The organism is Nostoc sp. S13, assembly GCF_029379315.1.
GTDB lineage: Bacteria > Cyanobacteriota > Cyanobacteriia > Cyanobacteriales > Nostocaceae > Nostoc.
This window is the reverse complement of the sequence record NZ_JAQYWQ010000009.1, coordinates 48,342-67,053: the sequence shown is the minus strand read 5'-3', so window position 1 is coordinate 67,053 and position 18,712 is coordinate 48,342. Positions and strand designations below refer to the sequence as shown.

At 44.3% G+C, this 18,712-nt stretch carries 14 protein-coding genes and 1 pseudogene; 11 read left to right on the top strand and 4 right to left on the bottom strand.

From position 1 onward, the window contains the following. Positions 1–102 precede the first annotated feature (102 nt). The 7 genes from PUQ00_RS05165 (at position 103) to PUQ00_RS05135 (ending at position 7,984) form a co-directional block, all read left to right on the top strand. On the top strand, positions 103–1,011 hold the full coding sequence (locus tag PUQ00_RS05165; RefSeq protein WP_300413800.1) for a glycosyltransferase family 2 protein: 909 nt from the start codon (positions 103–105) through the stop codon (positions 1,009–1,011). A gap of 198 nt (positions 1,012–1,209) precedes the next feature. Further along, the gene (locus tag PUQ00_RS05160; RefSeq protein ID WP_300413799.1) at positions 1,210–1,509 is read left to right on the top strand and encodes a hypothetical protein; all 300 of its coding nucleotides are present in this window, start codon (positions 1,210–1,212) and stop codon (positions 1,507–1,509) included. Between the two features lie 260 nt (positions 1,510–1,769). Next, positions 1,770–2,417 carry a DUF502 domain-containing protein gene (locus tag PUQ00_RS05155; protein WP_300413874.1) on the top strand — a complete coding sequence of 216 codons (648 nt, stop codon included), beginning with the start codon at positions 1,770–1,772 and terminating at the stop codon, positions 2,415–2,417. Between the two features lie 381 nt (positions 2,418–2,798). Beyond that, positions 2,799–3,440 (top strand): transcription antitermination factor NusB, encoded by a 642-nt coding sequence (nusB, locus tag PUQ00_RS05150; protein ID WP_300413797.1) that lies wholly within the window; start codon positions 2,799–2,801, stop codon positions 3,438–3,440. Between the two features lie 182 nt (positions 3,441–3,622). Further along, on the top strand, positions 3,623–5,287 hold the full coding sequence (gene ftsY, locus PUQ00_RS05145) for a signal recognition particle-docking protein FtsY (RefSeq protein ID WP_300413795.1): 1,665 nt from the start codon (positions 3,623–3,625) through the stop codon (positions 5,285–5,287). A 408-nt stretch (positions 5,288–5,695) separates the two neighbouring features. Next, a complete protein-coding gene (locus PUQ00_RS05140) occupies positions 5,696–5,854 on the top strand; it encodes a hypothetical protein (protein ID WP_300413793.1) in 159 nt (52 codons plus the stop codon). A gap of 738 nt (positions 5,855–6,592) precedes the next feature. Next, positions 6,593–7,984 (top strand): PP2C family protein-serine/threonine phosphatase, encoded by a 1,392-nt coding sequence (locus PUQ00_RS05135; RefSeq protein WP_300413792.1) that lies wholly within the window; start codon positions 6,593–6,595, stop codon positions 7,982–7,984. 562 nt (positions 7,985–8,546) lie between these two features. On the opposite strand, the gene PUQ00_RS05130 is transcribed toward PUQ00_RS05135, so the two are convergent. After that, a complete protein-coding gene (locus PUQ00_RS05130; protein WP_300413790.1) occupies positions 8,547–9,830 on the bottom strand; it encodes an ankyrin repeat domain-containing protein in 1,284 nt (427 codons plus the stop codon). A gap of 220 nt (positions 9,831–10,050) precedes the next feature. Between PUQ00_RS05130 and PUQ00_RS05125 the strand changes: the two genes are divergently transcribed. After that, entirely contained in the window at positions 10,051–10,521 is a 471-nt protein-coding gene (locus PUQ00_RS05125) for a DUF4079 domain-containing protein (RefSeq protein WP_300413788.1), read from the top strand. Positions 10,522–10,766: 245 nt separating this feature from the next. On the opposite strand, the gene PUQ00_RS05120 is transcribed toward PUQ00_RS05125, so the two are convergent. Beyond that, a complete protein-coding gene (locus PUQ00_RS05120; RefSeq protein WP_300413787.1) occupies positions 10,767–11,441 on the bottom strand; it encodes a DUF1997 domain-containing protein in 675 nt (224 codons plus the stop codon). A gap of 178 nt (positions 11,442–11,619) precedes the next feature. Here PUQ00_RS05120 and PUQ00_RS05115 point away from each other — a divergent pair, with 178 nt between their 5' ends. Continuing rightward, complete coding sequence (locus tag PUQ00_RS05115; RefSeq protein ID WP_300413785.1) at positions 11,620–12,276, top strand: NAD(P)H-binding protein; 657 nt, start codon at positions 11,620–11,622, stop codon at positions 12,274–12,276. Positions 12,277–12,335: 59 nt separating this feature from the next. Here the strand turns inward: PUQ00_RS05115 and PUQ00_RS05110 are convergent. Continuing rightward, positions 12,336–12,534 (bottom strand): annotated as a pseudogene (locus PUQ00_RS05110) (IS4 family transposase); the annotation flags it as partial. Between the two features lie 277 nt (positions 12,535–12,811). Here PUQ00_RS05110 and PUQ00_RS05105 point away from each other — a divergent pair. Next, positions 12,812–13,285 carry a hypothetical protein gene (locus PUQ00_RS05105; protein ID WP_300413783.1) on the top strand — a complete coding sequence of 158 codons (474 nt, stop codon included), beginning with the start codon at positions 12,812–12,814 and terminating at the stop codon, positions 13,283–13,285. Positions 13,286–13,567: 282 nt separating this feature from the next. Here PUQ00_RS05105 and PUQ00_RS05100 read toward each other — a convergent pair whose 3' ends face one another. Further along, the gene (locus PUQ00_RS05100; RefSeq protein WP_300413781.1) at positions 13,568–13,945 is read right to left on the bottom strand and encodes a CU044_2847 family protein; all 378 of its coding nucleotides are present in this window, start codon (positions 13,943–13,945) and stop codon (positions 13,568–13,570) included. 67 nt (positions 13,946–14,012) lie between these two features. Here PUQ00_RS05100 and PUQ00_RS05095 point away from each other — a divergent pair, with 67 nt between their 5' ends. Beyond that, positions 14,013–18,341 carry a caspase family protein gene (locus PUQ00_RS05095; RefSeq protein ID WP_300413779.1) on the top strand — a complete coding sequence of 1,443 codons (4,329 nt, stop codon included), beginning with the start codon at positions 14,013–14,015 and terminating at the stop codon, positions 18,339–18,341. The last annotated feature ends 371 nt before the right edge of the window (positions 18,342–18,712 follow it).

Sequence of the window (18,712 nt, the reverse complement as noted above, 5' to 3'; positions counted from 1 at the left end):
AGTAGGACGTATCCAATAATTGTTGACGGCTGATACTGCCATGCATCTAATAACAATAAAAAGGCAATTATCACTGAGTAAAATCACTATAAAACTTGACTAATGTTCTCAATTTACATACTGACATATAACGAAGAACTAGATATTGCTGCTTGTATCGAATCGGCGATGCTAGCGGATGACATCATTGTTGTGGATTCATGCAGTAGCGATCGCACTGTGGAAATCGCCAGTCGCTATCCCATTCGCGTCGTCCAACACGCTTTTGAAAGTCACGGACGCCAACGCACCTGGATGTTAGAGTCTATATCCCCACAGCACGAATGGGTTTACATTCTCGAAGCTGACGAGCGCATGACACCAGAACTGTTCGCAGAATGCGAAAAGGCAAGTCAGAATCCAGACTACATCGGTTACTACGTGGCTGAACGTGTGATGTTCATGAATCATTGGATTCGCTACAGCACACAGTATCCCCGTTACCAAATGCGCCTCTTCCGTCACGGTAAAGTGTGGTTTACAGACTACGGTCATACTGAGCGGGAAGTTTGTGACGGTACAACTAGCTTTTTAAAAGAAACATACCCTCACTACACTTGTAGTAAAGGCTTGAGTCGCTGGATTGAAAAACACAACCGTTATTCTACAGATGAAGCTCAAGAAACATTGTATCAATTAGAGCAAGGAAACGTAAACTGGCGAGATTTATTCTTTGGCAAATCGGAAATCGAAAAACGCCGCGCCCTGAAAGATTTGTCTTTGCGTTTACCCGCCAGACCGTTGCTACGGTTTATATATATGTATTTTATCTTAGGCGGATGTTTAGATGGACGCGCTGGACTTGCTTGGTGTACATTGCAGGCATTCTACGAATACCTGATTTTGCTCAAAGTTTGGGAAATGAAGTATCTACCAAAACCTAATTTAGACGCAACAGCAATTCTGGCACAGGAGAGTATACAACAGTTACAGTGCACGGATTCAGAAACTACACAGGCTGATGCAGTATGAAGAAGTTTTGATTCAAAAGCAGCGATCGTCTATGGTGGGCGGGTACGCGATCGCAAAATCAGTACGGCCGCATAGATGTGCTAGACAGATCCCCACCTTCTTTGAGAACTCGGGGATCTTGGCTCAAATGTGAGTGACTGACCAGATAAAATAATTTCTCAGTTTACCCGGTGGTACTTTCACAATCATCAGCAGCTTTTGATTGAGCGCGGTAGATTAGTAATAGGTTTGATTTATCAAAAGCAAGAGGAATCTTACACTAGCAAGGCTAGTGCTTTGGATAGTGACGAGTTGCCCGTTTACAACGCTGATAAACCTGCTACATACGAGTTTTCTGGTAGGCGAGTAAAAAGGGGGTTGTATCAGAGTACATATGGACATCTGGTTAATGCAGATTCAAATGGGGCTGCGAATATCGGAAGAAAAAGTAAGCAGAATGGTTTTACCGGACTGTCTAGAGGCTGTTTGGCACAGCCGTTACGAATCAAGATCCACTAGGGTTTTATCTCTTAAGAATCTCAGTTACCAAGCGTGCTGAGAGTGTCAATTACAAGTCTTACAAAGAAAAGTAACATCCTCTAAAAATAACCAGTCGCCATCGGATTGGTTGATGTCTATGTGTATGCTGTAAGAAAATAGCTGATTTCCGCAACAAGTACGTGTTTTTGCGGCAGCAGCCAAGGTGCTAGGTTTTGGACAGTTAGTTGCGGCAGAAGCTGCCAAAGTTAAAGTCTCCGGAATTTAACGAATCTGCTGATATACATACCAATAACAAAAATTCCTCTAGCTTAAAACAGGAGAATCGGGGCTTGGTAATCGATCGCCTAAAACAGGACTTAAAAAACGACCTGATTGCTGGTTTGTTGGTAGTAATTCCCCTAGCAACCACTATCTGGCTGACAATTACCATTGCTACTTGGGTAATCAACTTCCTCACCCAAATTCCCAAACAACTGAATCCCTTTGATGGGTTAAACCCAATTCTAGTAAATATACTGAATTTGTTAGTAGGGTTGGCTGTACCCTTACTAAGTATCCTGTTAATGGGCTTGATGGCTCGCAATATTGCTGGGCGGTGGTTGTTAGATTTTGGTGAGCGATTATTACAGGCAATACCTTTAGCGGGGCAGGTATACAAAACCCTCAAACAGCTTTTAGAAACAATCTTAAAAGATTCTAATGGTAAGTTTCGCCGTGTAATTTTGGTAGAGTATCCCCGCCGAGGAATTTGGGCGATCGCCTTTGTCACTGGTGCAATCAGCAGTGATATCCAAGCCCAGATGTCTCGCCCGGTGCTAAGTGTTTTTATCCCCACCACCCCGAATCCTACTACTGGATGGTACGCAGTCGTTCCTGAAGACGAGGTGGTGAACCTTTCCATGTCCATTAGACTTATCCACAAATAAACCTCAAAATAGCTGAAACCCTTACATAGCTGGCTTTTTAGCTTATATAAAACAGGAACCTCTAAAACCCTCTCCAGAGCTAGGTTTCAGCCAAATAAAGTTCTCATTTCCGGATAAGTCTATTGAAGATGCCTTTAAAATAGTTGTATCAGGTGGGATTGTCGCCCCCAATACGCCCTTGGTTTTCGCCAAAGAGTCCACACTGGAAGTGAAACACGACGAAATCAAGCAGCAGGTTATTCCCGTTGAAGAAATTTAAAATCAATCTGGCATAGTCACAAGCAAATTCGTAATCTTGTTGTTTGACTGTGCCAAAGTTGATACACTTATAAGTTTGTCCCGCCTAGTTAATCAGTTCTCGCACAATCACCCCTCAGTTTTATGCAACCTCGTAAACCCCAGCAAATTGCTCGTGAATTGGCGCTTTTAAGCCTTAGCCAATTACCAGTCAACCCAAAGAAATTAGATAAATTGGAAGACGATCAATTAGTATCCAAGTTGGTGCTAGGAGCAGTACGCACCCTAACTTCAGAAGTGCAAGATACCCTCGATAATGCCGCAGGTGAACTGCAACGCAGTAACGATCGCCTCTTAAGTAGCCAAACTCGCGCCTCCGACCTCGATACTGCCAGAACAATGCTGCAAGAAGCGATCGCCTGCACCCAGACAGCAATCAATCAGTTGGGTACGGCAGTTGATTTCCCAGTATTGATTCAGTTAGCTAATCAGGATAAGGGAGTCCGTAATTACGCAAAAGAGCTTGTGATTACCATCAACGAAAATCGACACATTATAGATGAACTCCTTTCTAGTGCCTTAGTAGATTGGCAAGTAACTCGCCTGGCCCAAATTGACCGCGATATCCTGCAAATCGCTGTGGCAGAAATGAAGTTCTTAGGAGTTCCAGACAGTATCGCCATCAACGAAGCTGTGGAACTAGCCAAACGCTACAGTGGAGAAGATGGTCATCGGTTTATTAACGGTGTTTTGCGCCGAGTCAGTGACCAGAAAAAAAGTGCGTAGTTTTTTATACTTATTTGTCATAGTGAGGAGGATGAGCGGGATGAGGGGGGATGAGGGAGACAAGGAGAATCACCAATGCCCAATGCCCAATGCCCAATGCCCAATGCTCCATGCCCAATGCCCCAAGTTAAATTAAACTCATAACTTATAACTTATAAACTCATATAACCAATACTGCTGCAATGGTTTTTAATTGGTTCCGTCGTCAATATAACAATTCGTCTGATACTCCCTCTGATCAGAAGCAGAAAGAAACTCCTCCTGCACAAGAACCCCAACCAGAGCCAGCCGAAACGTCAACACCAACTGCTGAAACTGTACCAGAGACAACGGCAGACTTGTTGGCGTTTGCTAAAGCTGCCTACAAAAACATTCAGCAAAAACAACAAGCCGAGGTAGTAGAAACCCCGCCTGATTCAGCAGATACCTCAGCACCATCAGCACAACCTGAAACCCCAGAAACGGCAATTGCCCAAATCACCGAACCAGAAGCAACTGAGTCACCTGTTAGTACAACCGTAGAAACAGCACAGCCAGAAATTATCCAAGCTGCTACTGAGGAAGAAAGTACAGAAGATTCCTTAGTGGCAGCAATTGCTGAACAGCCAGATATCAAAAGCCCAGAACTAACCGCAAGTGAAGTTGAACCAACACCCACCGAACCACTAGCTACGCCAGAGGCAGCACAGCCAACAGCACTATCTTTCTTAGAACGGGCGGCGGCAGAACGGCAAGCCAAGCTGGAACAACTAGTAGCCACCGCCATTGAAGTCCCAGAAACGGAGGTAGTACAGCCAGTAGCTGCAACCTCAGAGACAGCAGAGGAAATTCCCGGACTGGTATTTGATGATGGGTTTGTCTGGTCGGCGAAAGTTCTCGCAGCTCAAGGTAGAAGTGCAGAAGACGTTTCTATTGAAGAAATTACCTGGCTGAAAAAGCTCCGACAAGGGTTAGACAAAACTCGTCGTAGTATTCTCAACCAACTGAAGGCGATCGTCGGTCAAGGGCCGCTTAACCAAGCTGCTGTGACGGAAATTGAAGCATTGCTCCTGCAAGCTGATGTGGGTGTAGAGGCGACAGACTTTATTATCAATGCCCTACAGAAAAAACTTCGAGAAGAAGTTACCGCACCAGAAGAAGCGATCGCTTACCTGAAAAAAATCCTCCGGGATATGCTGGATGCACCGAGCAAAATATCCCATAAAACTAGCTTTACCCCAGAAAAAGAAACCTTAAACATTTGGTTAATCACCGGGGTGAATGGTGCCGGTAAAACCACCACCATCGGCAAAATTGCCCACTTGGGACAAAAATCTGGCTATAAATGCTTGATTGGGGCAGCAGATACCTTCCGCGCTGCCGCCGTGGAACAGGTAAAGGTTTGGGGTAGCAGAAGTGGTGTGGAAGTAATTGCCAATCCTGGAAAGAATACAGATCCGGCAGCAGTTGTGTTTGATGCGATCGTTGCCGCCCAAGCGCGTCAAACAGAATTACTTTTGGTGGATACAGCTGGACGACTACAAAACAAGAAAAATTTAATGGACGAACTCAGCAAAATCCGCCGAATTATCGACAAAAAAGCCCCAAATGCCAAAGTAGAATCACTGTTGGTTCTAGATGCCACTTTAGGTCAAAATGGACTGCGGCAAGCCGAAGTTTTTTCGCAAGCTGCCCAACTAAGTGGCGTTGTCTTAACCAAGCTAGATGGCACCGCTAAAGGCGGCGTTGCCCTTGCCGTAGTGCAACAGCTAGGTTTACCGATTCGCTTTATTGGTGCTGGCGAAGGAATTGAAGACCTGCGCCCCTTTTCTAGCTATGAGTTTGTCGAAGCTCTCTTGAGTGGCTAGTTGAAAAATTTGGGGTTAAAAATTTTTCTTGACAAACTGATAAATTTAGGGCTGACTGATCTGGTATTATCACTTGAACTAATTACAAACAAAATACTGGAAACAGCTCAAGTGCTAAAGTTTGTCACAATCAATGGGTGACTTTTGCTAAAATTTCAAGCTAATGCCCTTTGTTCACACCCCGAATGGGCTTTTTAAATGTAGCAGCACGGGAATTTAGTTGTGACACACAAAAGTCCCTAAACTCCCATTTTGCAGCAATTTAAAGGGCAGGCGAGATGCTCACCCCCACAAATACAACTATTGTGGGATGGACAGCAGTCTGAGCGGTGAGCAGTGCGTTGGGGAGCCAGCACGAAGTTCGTAGTAAGCACTTTAGTGCTTAGAAAATGGTAAAGTTAGTCGCTCATGGGGAGCCAGTGCGTTGGGCGGCTTTGCCCCACTTGTACCCTTGCGGTGAAGCAAGCTATGCGTAGCGTCTTTGAACAGGAGAAGCAACTGGCGTGGAAACCCCCTGTTCCGGCGCTAACTGACTACAAACCCTTGATTACTAGCTTGAGAAAGTAGTAAGGATACGAGCGTCAGCTGTTTGCCCAGCGCCTACCTCAACAAAAGGAAGGCTTCTGACCCCCCTAAAATCAATTACAGGCTAATGGTTTAAGTCTGTTACCACTGACTCAAAAAATAGGGTTATCTCATTTTTATCCCGTTTCAATGGGTTTAAGTTTTGCATCTTCAGCAATTCCAAATTTGCAAAACGAGAAATTAAAAATGGAAAAGCTCAATCTTGGCGATTATCCCGGCAATTATGGTATACAAATTAAGTATTTGAAGACTTATTTACATATTCTCAGGTTTGGGAATGAGTGTAAGTCTGTTTTTTCCCAAACCAAGCTGGATTTGAGCGCTTATAGAGGTTTTCACTCAAAAGACTTCTAGTCTCCTAGTTGCCTCTGCCCAAACAGTCACTCTGAAAACGTGATGAATTATTCTTTGAAGAGAGTATTTTTATGACTTTAGAGATATGCTTTGGGAATTAAGTTATGAAAAAATGAAAAACTTTCTGAACTATCACCGAAACTAGTAATTTTTACAGGTTGGATTTGGACTAAAAATACATGATTTGAAATTCCTAATATTTGATTAGAAATACAATAAGCAAATAAAATACTTATAAAATTTGCCTGTTACGTCTTTATACTCTTGCTAAAATGACAAGTCTTGTCTAAATATGGTTTAGCAATACCAAAGCCAAAAGATTTATAAGTAATCTAAAATCAGCCAATATAAAGTGCAATAGTACCTGTGCCTGTGTCTCAACTGCCTTCTCAACCCACTGACAACAATAGTAGTGCCGCGACGGATGTCACACCAGTCGTAGCACTCAAAGAACTCGTGGCAAGGTTGCACCGGGAACAGAACAAAATTCAAGATTTGCTAAGTTCTTTAGGATTTGCCCTGAGAAGTTTCAATAATTTGAATCAGTTTTTGGAACTGATCCCGCTGATGGCAACAAGAGTGACAGATGCAGACGGCAGCGCCCTGTTTCTCTATAAACCTAATGGTCAAGTCAGGTTAGAGCAGTTACATTGGCAAGATAGTCGCCAGCGAAAGCATATCCGCAAAGCGCTAGAAATAGCCAGCAGTCAAATCACGCTTGTGCCCAATACTGCCCCTCTAGCGAATGCCACCGGGATTTTGGATGACCAGATGCATCGCTATTTGGGGCCAGATGTGCAAATCTTTGGTACAGCGATTCTGGTGAAGCATACAGAACGGGGATGGCTCTATGTCTTGAGCCGCGATCCAGAATATAGTTGGACAGAAACTAGACAAAAGTTAGTTAGGTTAGTAGCAGACCAAACAGCAGTAGCGATCGAAAACGATGAACTAGCTGTAGAACTAAGAAAAAAAGAACGCCTAGACCAAGAACTAGAAATTGGCGCAGAAATTCAACGGCGACTTCTACCCCGTCAATGCCCTACAATCCCTGGTGCAGTCCTAGCGGCACGCTGTAAACCTGCTAATCGTGTCGGCGGAGACTACTACGATTTTATTGCTACCAATCATAATCGGATTCAGCCCAAGACCAAAGGCGGCACGGAAACTAGTCGCTGGGGTTTGGTTATTGGAGATGTCATGGGCAAAGGTGTCCCGGCGGGGCTGATTATGACAATGATGCGGGGAATGCTACGGGGAGAAGTGCTACATGGTAATTCCCCAGCCGGAATTCTGCAAAACTTAAATAGAGTTATGTATGCGGATTTGGAAAATTCGCACCGCTTTGTAACGCTATTTTACTCAGAATATAACCCCCACAGCCGAATTTTGTCTTATAGTAATGCGGCACACAATCCTCCTTTGTGGTGGCACGCAGCGACAAAAACTGTCAGCCGTTTAGATACTCTCGGAATGTTAATCGGTTTGGATGCTAACAGCCAATATGAAGATGCCCAGGTGCAGTTAGAGCCTGGGGATACAATTATTTATTATACAGATGGCTTGACCGATGCCGCTGCTGCGGGTGGCGATCGCTTCGATGAAGAGAATTTTGTCACTGGCTTCAATACGGCTTGTAAGTACTGCAATGGCCCACAGGAGATTGTGGATTACCTTTTTGACCAAGTTCAGCAATTCATTGGTGATGAGAAGCAAAACACTGATGATATGACACTAGTTGTTCTCCAAATTTTATAGTCATTAGACATTTTTGTTTGGTCAAGTCATCAGTCAATGCTTAAACTTATTGTGACTAGGGATTCACCACAGGGATTAAATTTTTTATTTATTTTTCTTTGACTTTCCCTAGCGATCGCCTAAATGGTCGCACATCAACCCTTTTTGTGACTTATTTGTATTTAGCCTTGAAGATGATACATAAAAAATGATGCTTAGAATACTTTTCTCTTCAAGCAAAAACTATATATTTTGCACATCTAGCACAGTAGGAAACGCCGAGGGGGAGAGTAGGTAAAAGCTAAAAAGTACAAGGTAAAAAGTAAAAAGTAAATTTAATTCTTCATTTTTGCTTTCTTTCGATCCTTGTGACACAAGCATTTGGCCTGCTCCGTTTTGGCGTTTTAATTTTTCCTTTCTCCGCCGTAGCAAGTTTACAACAGCTACGACGGAGTTTTGCTTTCTTTGTTTCTCACGTCTAGATTTGGTTGTTTTAAACTTCCTTGGTATTTAAGTTATTAACCTTAATTTAATGATTTGTCAAGATATTTATGAAAATATTTTAGATGAAGAATTCAGATAATTATTCTTGCGCCCCAGCTTTTTGCAGACTCCGCACGACATTCTTATAACTATTAAATTCTGCAATCATCAAAGCAGTATAACCACCCCGGTTTTTCAAATTCACATTTGCCCCAGCTTGGAGTAATAACTGCACAATTTCGTCATAACCTGCTGACGCGGCCCACATCAATGATGTTGCCCTCGCTGAGTCTTGAAAATTCACATCTGCCCCCTTTGCCAGCAGCAAATGTATAATCTCTGTGTGATTGCGTTCGGTTGCCTTGATTAAAGCAGTTTTGCCACCATCCCCCGGAGTGTTGGCATCAGCACCATAGTCTAGCAACACTTTCACTGTTTGGGTGTGTCCTTGTGATGCAGCCAGAGTCAAAGGTACTTCACCAAGGTTTTTCCCAGTAATATCTGCCCCAGAATGCAGCAGTGCCTCGACAATTTGGCTGTGTCCCTGCAATGCTGCTACAAGCAGTGCCGTATCACCCAGGTGGTTGCTAATTTGGACATCTGCACCCCTGTTAAGTAACACTTGCACTACATCAATGTAGCCTTCCACAACGGCAAGATGTAGGGGAGTTTCACCATCTTGATCTTGCAGATTAATCTCGGCACCTCGATCTAGTAAAGCTGCTGCGATCGCACTGTGTCCAGCAGCAGCTGCTGCTGATAAGGCAGTTCCACCATCAGCGTTTTTCACATTCACATCAGCCCCTGCTGCCAATAGTGCTTCCACAATCTCCAGATGTCCCAAGTCTGCCGCTAGCATTAAGAGTGTCTCACCCTCCTCATCTGGGATATTGACATCGACACTAGTTTGGAGAATTGCTTCTATAACTTCTATTTTTCCCTGCTTAACGGCGAGTTTCAACGCAGTATCATCATCTTTATCTGCGATATTAACTTGGGCACCAGCAGCCAATAAGACTGGTACTACATCGATATGACCTTTGAGTACTGCTGCCATTAAAGCTGTGCTGCCATCTTCATTAGTGGCATTGACATCAGCACCTCTGGATAATAAAAGCTGCACAATGTCAAGCTGTTTGGCACTAGCTGCCAACATCAAAGCCGTCAAACCATAGAGTTTTCTGGGCAAGTTAATATTTGCCCCAGCATCCAGCAGCGCTCGCCCAATTTCGGTGTAGCCTAAATTGGCAGCAAACATTAACGCGGTCGTGCCTTGGTGATCGCACGCGTCTACCAAGGCACCAGCAGCCAGTAGCGCACACAGTCCCTTGATATCACCACTTTTAGCAGCTTTTAGCAGCAAAGTATCGTTGTTTTCAGTCATGGATGAGATCCCACACAGGGGGTTTTGTTCGTCTACCCTCAAAATTCAGTCTGAGATTGTTTATCCACTTTGGCAAGAGGGTGAAGAAAAATAGCAGGGGAAGATGAGGGAGATCAGGAAGCAAAATCTTCCTTATTCTCTTTTAATTTGTGCAACTTTAAGCACAGAAAATAGAGTTATGCTAATTTTTATGAAGATTTAATAATTAAGGGAGAACACGATGAGTTTGGAACTTTCTGCGTCGGTGAAATATTGGCTGAACTTCATCCATCCGGTGCTTATGTGGGCGCTATTAGCACTCTCAATTTATGCTGCCTATTTGGGACTGCTAGTACAGCGTACCAGAAATGCTCAGGGGGAAGAAAAGAAACAACTGATTAAAGGTAAATATAACCTCAAACACTACCAAATGGGGTCTATACTCCTAGCTTTGATGGTGGTAGGTGCGATCGGAGCTATGGCTGTCACCTACATCAATAATGGTAAGTTATTTGTTGGGACTCACCTGTTAGCAGGACTGGGCATGACAAGTCTAATAGCATTTTCTGCTGCTTTGTCCCCTTATATGCAGAAAGGGGCAAATTGGGCGCGTGCAACTCACATTCTGTTAAATTTCACGCTTTTGGGACTTTTTGCTTGGCAGGCTGTCACCGGCGTGCAAATTGTTCAAAGACTTCTCACTAAAGCATAGTAAGTAGTCATTTGTCAGTTGTCTTGAAGAAGAATTCAGAAGTCAGAATTCAGGAGTCAGAATGCAATCAGTGGGGGATTCAGACCCGCCACTACGAAAGTTGACCACCAAATTTTCTTGTTTTGTGGGGGTGCAAAAACGCGGTTTATTCATCCACCAGTCGCACAAAATTCATTCTGAATTCTGGCTCCTGACTCCTGAATTCTGTTTGATAAACTAATAGCAACTGACAAATGACTGTTGACTCACCGTTTTTTATGAGAATTAGCACCAGAGGGTATTTCTAAAGATTTATGAAAATCTTCCTGAACTTTGCGAGTTAAGCGGCGGGAGACTTGGCGGACAATTTGGTTAAGTAAGCGATCGCCTGTAGATTGAATTATAGACTGGGGTAATCGCTGAATAAACCTGGGAAAGTGCAAATAAACCATTAAATCCAATTCCCATTCAACTCTCGTCACCTCACCAATACTAGTGGAAGCATCGGTTTCTATTAACTGTAGAGATGCCCGATAATCTACGTCATAACCAGGCGGAAGGTAATCAGGAATGGGGATTGTACGGATGCGGTAGATACCTTCCTCTGGGGGCAACAATTCCAAACCAATTTTCGGTTCTACTTCATAACCAAAAGCACCAAAACGACCAATTACTAAAGCGTAGCCATTTTCCCCAAGTGATTGCACTTTCATGGGTTCAGCGCAATGAGAAAACCATGAGGCGTGAGCATTAAGATACTCAGCAACCTTCTCTATTGGAGCAGACATTTCCATAAAATCTTGATAACGACCGGAAAATGTTGTGAGTGTCGGTACATTTGCTTGTGTTAATACGTCATCGCCTTCTTCTTGGTTGGACGCTACAGGTAAAACTGCTTCTGTTATTTGCCAGGATTTATATTCGCCGTTTGTTGAGAGCATAAATACGTTACTGTATACTTTGGCGTTCGTCTATATTAATAATTCCCCAGATGCTTGGGTCATTTCGTACTAGTATCCCATTTTCACCGAAACCTCATTAATCTACCATCAAGTCCATAGAATTACTAAAATAAGGAACTGAACAAGCACACAATAGTTTCCCAGGATAGCATTTCTCATGAAAGCATTTGTAGCAGGGGCAACGGGTGAAACAGGTCGCCGGATTGTGCAAGAGTTGATAGCGCGGAATATTCCCGTCCGAGCCTTGGTGCGGGATATAGAGAAAGCTAGAGGTATTCTGTCTCCTGAAGCAGAATTGGTAGTAGGCGACGTGTTACAACCAGAAAGTCTGACTGCTGTGTTGGGAGATAGCACAGTTTTGTTGGTTGCTACTGGAGCAAAACCTAGCTTTGACCCCACTGGCCCCTATAAAGTGGATTTTGAAGGGACTACAAATTTAGTAAATGCTGCTAAGGCAAAGGGAATTGAGCATTTTGTCTTAGTTTCTTCTTTATGTACTTCGCGGTTATTCCATCCACTGAACTTGTTTTGGCTGATTTTGCTGTGGAAAAAGCAAGCTGAAGAGTACATCCAGAAAAGTGGTCTTACCTATACGATTGTGCGGCCTGGTGGGTTGAAGAATGAAGATAACCCCGACTCCATCGTGATGCAGAGTGCAGATACACTGTTTGACGGTAGCATCCCCAGGCAAAAAGTTGCCCAAGTTGCTGTTGAGGCGTTGTTTGAACCAGATGCACGCAATAAAATTGTCGAAATTGTTGCCAAACCGGAAGCAGCCTTAAAAAGCTTTAAGGAGCTATTTCAACAGTGCTGATATTCCAGAGGATTCTATTGCTTCTGCCTCCTATTACCATCGCCAAAAAGATCGGCTCACATCATCATTGGCAAGGTCAATATTCTATCTCGGAACTAGTTTCTGTTGTTTGTTTTCACACAATCTCAGGGGTTTAAAGTTGAGGGGAGATAGTAGTGAAAATATCTCTGTCTCGATTTACTCAATTGGCGGCGCTGGTACATGTTTTTGCTGCCGCGGGTCGGGGTTTCCAATTCTGGCTGGGCGTTTTGTACTCATGATGTATCACTAAGAACATCTTAGTGATTGTCTCGTTCCCAGTCTCCGACTCTTAATGCATTCCGAGAGGGCTGCCGCCTTAAGACTTGCGGCAGAGCCTCGATGAGGTGCATTAAGAGCCTCTGGCTGGAAACCAGGTTTTAAAAAGCTTTCACCTTAAGTTGACACCAATGGGCATTGCCGTGCCCCTACTTGGTAATCTTTATTGGTGTCATAGAAATTTAAATTGTATATGTGGGCACTCTAAATTTAAGAAACATACCGGAGACTAATTTCTATGTCCACAGCCCCAATTAGTGCAACACTAGCGCAATCAGAGAGAGATGCTGTGTTACAAGCGATCGCTACAATTAAAGAAAAGCTACCATTTTTGATTGATTTAAGTAACGAGGAACGGAAAGCTTTACCCAAAATGGGAGATAAAAGCCGCGCCTTTGTCAGCAAAGCATTAGAAGTGGCGACACAGAACCCAGAGTTTTTACCGCGATCGTTTGACCTCGATGAAATGCGGAAGGATGTACAATTGTTTGAGGCGTTGTATCCAGTATTGCTGTCGCTGACACAATTCCAAGAATTGGTGGATGATACATTTTTGGCGGTGGGTAGTGAAGCCTATGCAGCCGCGTTGCAGGTGTATACTTATGCCAAAGCTAGTGGACAAGGTGCGGGTTTAGAGACAGTAGTTGAGGAAATGGGGCAAAGGTTCGCCCGTAAATCTCGGAAAGTCAAGCCTCAAGCAGCAGCGTTGTAGAAAATAACTCGGTGATTGCACTTCTAAGGTGCAATGTTGAGGCTCAGAACTCGGATGTTGGAGTAAATTGCTCGACGTTCCGAGTTCTGAACTCGAAGCTTCACCCTCTGAACATGGAATTTCGAGATGAGAACACGAAACTTGAAGCTCTGAACAGCAACATCCGAGATCCAAAGGTGAATGATGGGAGTGGAGAGCTTAAGCGTAGCGCGTCGGAGCGATCGCTTCTATAATTTTTAGCAGAGTTAAAGGTATAAAGCCCATCCCTGCTAAAACAAAACCTCAAGTGCTGGAATTTTGCTTATTTTCAGGAAACTTACACTTCACCTCTATTTCAAAATTACTCTCCGCCGAACCTTCAGTTACAAAGGGGATGCCAGTTTTTCCGCCTATCTTCAAGCCAAACTTTAAAGTAATCTCTTCAACTTCGGCAGTACCTAAATTTTTAAAAGCGCCAATGGCATATTTGGTATAAGCTCGAATTTGATGGTGAACTTCCTCAATCTTGACAAATGCCTCTTCCCGCCAGCCGTAGGATTCTTTATCTTCATCAACCTCCGGTGTGACAACTTCTGGTATATTTGGCGTTTCCTTTGACTCGAACAGAATTGTATAGATTTCCCCGTCTTCTTCAAAGACTAAACGTTCTATGTTCGACATCAAGCCCTCAGATTTTAGGTGTATTTACGTTATCTTATTCTGTAACAGACAACTTAAATATGTATAGATGGCTCGTTACGCGCTTGTAGTTGGCATTACAGATTATACAAATCAGCTTTCCAACCTCACAAAACCAGCTACGGATGCAGAAGCGGTAGAACAGGTACTAAAGGCGCATGGTGATTTTGAGGATATCGCTGTTCTTAAAGGGAAAGTTAGTACAACTAAGTTGGCTGAAGCTTTAAAAACACTTTTGCAACAACAAGCAGTTAAAAACGAAGCGCTAATTTACTTTACAGGGCATGGCATCACCGTATCTGACAGCTTAGGAACACAACAAGCATATCTAGCCACTTCTGACTTGACAATTGTCACTCAAGGTAAACAAATTATTGAACAAACAGGCGGGATTAGTCTTCTCAGCCTGAACAATTTAATTAGAGACTCCGACTTGAGTAGTCTAGTAGTGCTGTTAGATTGCTGTCATAGCGGTGATTTTCTGGAACGCAATCTCATCGAAAAAACTCTTACCGCCTTTATTTCACAGCGCGATTACTACTTTATTGCTGCTTGCAGAGGTTTTCAACAAGCCTATGCCAAAAAAAGCGAACAACACAGTATTTTTACAACAGCTTTGCTGGCTGGTTTGTCACCAGAGAATACTAACGATCGCGGACAGGTGACAGGCGATCGCCTCTTCGATATACTTACCACAGAACTTAAAAACAGTGGTCAAGAACCAATCCGCATGGGTTGGGGGCGTTCCATTACTCTAATTACCTACAACAATCAAAGACAAGCTCAAACCTTTGAGGTAAAGGAAGAATGTCCTTACCAAGGTTTAAAAGCCTTTGAAGCGGAACAAAAACAATTTTTCTTTGGGCGCAAGCAGGTTGTGAGGAAGATTCTGGAGAAACTGGCACAAAAGCCCTTCGTTTCCATTATTGGCGCTTCCGGGAGTGGTAAATCTTCTGTAGTTCAGGCGGGTTTAATTCCAGAATTAGATGATAGTGTCTGGCAAATTTTACCGCCAATCAAGCCAGGATTTCAGCTTTTGCAGGAATTGAGAGGAGTTCTGAAAGCATTTTTCCCGGGGGCGAGAAAAGAAAGATTGCTTTGGGAGTTGATTACTCAGGAACCGAATCCTTTACCTGTAATTTTGGAGCATCTCACAGGTGCAGACAAATTTTTATTGGTAGTAGATCAGTTTGAGGAACTATTTACTGTCTCTGTTGCTGAAGAAAAGCAGAGATTTATTGAATTGCTGACTCAGGTAGTAGAGATGACCGATTCGCGGTTGTCAGTTGTGATTACCATGCGATCGGATTTTCTCGAACCATGTTTAGACTATCCGTCTTTAAATAAATTGATTGAAAATCAGCTTGTTTTGATACCTCGTATAACTGGAGTTGATTTAAAAGAGACAATAACCGAACCTGCTAAACTTCAAGGTCATAGTGTTGAAGAAAGACTAGTCCTGAAAATTTTAGAAGATGTTGGTAAAGAACCGGGATACTTGCCCTTGATGGAGTTTGCTTTAACTAGACTCTGGGAAAAACGCGACCAACAAAAGTATCAACTCACCCTAGAACAGTATGAAAACTTCCAAGGATTGACAGGGGCGCTAAATTTTCATGCAGAAAATGTTTATCTTTATGAAGATTATCAGCAGGATTCCCCGACTCAAGAACGAAATGAACAGGAGAAGGACTGGATTAAGCAAATTTTTCTGCGATTAGTGCGAACCGGAGAGGGAGAAAAGGATACGCGACAGCGCCAACCAAAAGCTGAACTGTTAGACATTGCTGGTAATGAGCAAGAACAGCAGCAAGCATTAAGTGAATTGCTAGATGAAGGATTAGTGAAAGGACGTTTGCTAGTTGCTGGGAAAGATGAACAAGGAAAAGCGTGGATTGATTTAGCCCATGAAGCCTTAATTGAGGGTTGGCAGCGATTTGCCCTATGGCGACAACAAGACCGAGATTTGCGACGGTTGAGCGATAGGTTAGAAGATGCTTTACGCGAGTGGGTGAATAAAAGGGAGAATGAAAAATACTTAATGCAGGGAGGATTATTGGCTGAGGTGGGGGAAAATTGGGAAAAGCTAGAGTTTTTCTCATCACCTCAAGCCAAGAATTTTTATCAATGTAGTGATGCTTATGAACAGCACCAGATTGCTACATTAGAAAAGGCACTCACTGAATCACGATTGCGAGAGAAAGCCGCTAGGGTAGAGAATTTATTAATAGTCCAACCCCTAGATAGTCTAGTTTTGGCAATTCAAGCTATGGGTGAGAATTTGGAAAAACTACCTCAGCAGATTCTCGCACCAGTTCAGAACAGTTTGAATCGTGTGATGAATAAAGTAAGAGTCTCCATTCTTTTATGTGGTCATCAAGATTATGTCAATTCTGTCGCCATTAGCGCCGATGGGCAGACGATTGTTAGTGGCAGTAAAGACGGCACGGTACGGTTGTGGAAACTCCAAGGCCTTCCCTTCGCTGAAGGGTTACGTATTCATCAGGGGAATGTTTCTTCTGTCGCCATCAGCACTGATGGGCAGACAATTATCAGTGGCGGTGGAGACGGCACAGTGCGGTTGTGGAACGTGCAAGGTCATCCCCTGACTCAACCCTTCCGTGGTCATGAGAGTAGTGTCTCTTCTGTCGCCATCAGCGCCGATGGGCAGACAATTATCAGTGGTGGTCGTGACCGTACGGTGCGGTTGTGGAATCGCCAAGGTCTTCCCTTGGCTGAACCATTGCGTGCTCATAAGGGTGATGTCAATTCTGTTGCCATAAGTGCTGATGGGCAGACGATTGTCAGTGGTAGTGATGACGGCACGGTGCGGTTGTGGAATCACCAAGGTTTTTCCTTAGCTGAACCATTGCGTGGTCATGAGGGTTGGGTCTATTCTGTCGCCATCAACGCCGATGGGCAGACGATTGTCAGTGGCGGTAATGACCGCACAGTAAGGTTGTGGAACCGCCAAGGTTTTCCCTTAGCTGAACTATTGCGTGGTCATGAGGATTATGTCTCTTCTGTCGCCATCAGCGCCGATGGGCAGGCGATTGTCAGTGGCGGTAATGACCGCACAGTAAGGTTGTGGAACCGCCAAGGTTTTCCCTTAGCTGAACTATTGCGTGGTCATGAGGATTATGTCTCTTCTGTCGCCATCAGCGCCGATGGGCAGGCGATTGTCAGTAGTGGTAATGACGGCACGGTGCAGTTGTGGAACCGCCAAGGTTTTCCCTTAGCTGAACTATTGCGTGGTCATAAAGGTAATGTCTTGTCTGTCGCCATCAGCGCCGATGGGCAGATGATTGTCAGTAGCGGTAATGACCGCACAACAAGGTTGTGGAACCGCCAAGGTTTTCCCTTAGCTAAACTATTGCGTGGTCATAAGGGTTATGTTAGGTGTGTCGCTATCAGCGCTGATGGGCAGACGATTGTCAGTGGCGCTAATAACGGCACGGTGCGATTGTGGAGCTACCAAGGTTTTCCCTTAACTGAACCATTGTTTGGTCATGAGGGTTGGGTCAATTCTGTCGCCATCAGCACCGATGGGCAAGCGATTGTTAGTGGTGGTAAAGACGGCACGGTACGCTTGTGGAACCTGCAAGGTCTGACCTTAGCTGAACCATTGCATGGTCATGAGAATTATGTTAGGTGTGTCGCTATCAGCGCCGATGGACAGACGATTGTCAGTGGCGGTGGAGACGGCACGGTACGCTTGTGGAACCTGCAAGGTCTGACCTTAGCTGAACCATTGCATGGTCATGAGAATTATGTTAGGTGTGTCGCTATCAGCGCCGATGGACAGACGATTGTCAGTGGCGGTGGAGACGGCACGGTACGCTTGTGGAACCTGCAAGGTCTGACCTTAGCTGAACCATTGCGTGGTCATGAAAGTTATGTCTATTCTGTCGCCATTAGCGCCGATGGGCAGACGATTGTTAGTGGCGGTAAAGACGGTACGGTGCGGTTGTGGAATCGCCAAGGTCTTCCCTTGGCTGAACCATTGCGTGGTCATAAGGGTGATGTCAATTCTGTTGCCATAAGTGCTGATGGGCAAACGATTGTCAGTGGGAGTGGTGACGGCACGGTGCGGTTGTGGAATCACCAAGGTCTTCCTTTAGCTGAACCATTGCGTGGTCATGAGGGTTATGTCTATTCTGTCGCTATCAGCGCCGATGGGCAGACGATTGTTAGTGGCGGTGAAGACGGCACGGTGCGGTTATGGCGTGGTGGCTGGCGTAGATGGTTGCAAGTCTGTTGCGACAGGTTGCGTTACCATCCCATCTTCACCAATCCGCAAACCGAGGAAGCAAAAGCCGCTTGCGAAGTCTGCCGTAAATATGTTTGGAGTAAAGAAGAAGATAAAAGCGGGGATTAATGAGAAGAAAACAGGAGAAATAAACCTCTAATCTCCAAAGTTGACCCTCAGAACTCCAGTTTTCACCTTCAGAACTCGAAACTTCGACCTCTGAACTCGGAACTTCGCCCTCTGAACTCAGAACTTTGACCTTTGAACTCGGAACCTCGACCTCTGAACTCGGAACTTCAACCTGTGAACTCGGAACCTCGACCTCTGAACTCGGAACTTCAACCTTTGAACTCGGAACCTCGACCTCTGAACTTGGAACTCCGAGATCCAAGGGTGAATGATGGTGAGTCAAAGACGTAGGGTAGCCCGTCGGAGCGATCGCTTCCGTAATTACTAGCGGACTGCCAGGTATAGAGATTATCCCATTGACTAAAACTTTA

Bases quoted from the DNA above. Each gene is read 5' to 3' on its own strand.
- PUQ00_RS05165 (WP_300413800.1), top strand. From the start codon at position 103: ATGTTCTCAATTTACATACTGACATATAACGAAGAACTAGATATTGCT.
- nusB (WP_300413797.1), top strand. From the start codon at position 2,799: ATGCAACCTCGTAAACCCCAGCAAATTGCTCGTGAATTGGCGCTTTTA.
- ftsY (WP_300413795.1), top strand. From the start codon at position 3,623: ATGGTTTTTAATTGGTTCCGTCGTCAATATAACAATTCGTCTGATACT.
- PUQ00_RS05140 (WP_300413793.1), top strand. From the start codon at position 5,696: ATGGGGAGCCAGTGCGTTGGGCGGCTTTGCCCCACTTGTACCCTTGCG.
- PUQ00_RS05130 (WP_300413790.1), bottom strand. From the start codon at position 9,830: ATGACTGAAAACAACGATACTTTGCTGCTAAAAGCTGCTAAAAGTGGT.
- PUQ00_RS05125 (WP_300413788.1), top strand. From the start codon at position 10,051: ATGAGTTTGGAACTTTCTGCGTCGGTGAAATATTGGCTGAACTTCATC.
- PUQ00_RS05120 (WP_300413787.1), bottom strand. From the start codon at position 11,441: ATGCTCTCAACAAACGGCGAATATAAATCCTGGCAAATAACAGAAGCA.
- PUQ00_RS05115 (WP_300413785.1), top strand. From the start codon at position 11,620: ATGAAAGCATTTGTAGCAGGGGCAACGGGTGAAACAGGTCGCCGGATT.
- PUQ00_RS05105 (WP_300413783.1), top strand. From the start codon at position 12,812: ATGTCCACAGCCCCAATTAGTGCAACACTAGCGCAATCAGAGAGAGAT.
- PUQ00_RS05100 (WP_300413781.1), bottom strand. From the start codon at position 13,945: ATGTCGAACATAGAACGTTTAGTCTTTGAAGAAGACGGGGAAATCTAT.
- PUQ00_RS05095 (WP_300413779.1), top strand. From the start codon at position 14,013: ATGGCTCGTTACGCGCTTGTAGTTGGCATTACAGATTATACAAATCAG.